A 254-nucleotide genomic window follows, 5' to 3' on the forward strand; every position below is an offset into this window, starting at 1 on the left:
TCGCGCCGCCTTCGCCAGCCAAGAAGCTTTGAACCACTTCCAGCTTGAACTCCGTTTTGTACTTCTTCATGTAACCCCTTGAAGTTTGTCCAACTTCTGGGGGTCAGTTCAAAACCGGGGCGATTCAGTCTTATTGCGGCGCACGTAGGCACGCACGTACTGGGCGGGCAGCAAGCGCACCTCGATACCCAGAGCATGGAGCCAGCGTGCCCAGTAGTGGGCTGAGCCACAGGCTTCCATGACGACCGGGCCGA

Annotated in this window: 1 pseudogene; it reads right to left on the reverse strand. The window is 58.3% G+C overall.

The window, feature by feature from the left end:
- Window positions 1–123 precede the first annotated feature (123 nt).
- Window positions 124–254, reverse strand: a pseudogene (locus tag ACYZGB_RS23005) (IS110 family transposase); the annotation flags it as partial.

The organism is Acidovorax sp. Q11 (genome assembly GCF_054950075.1).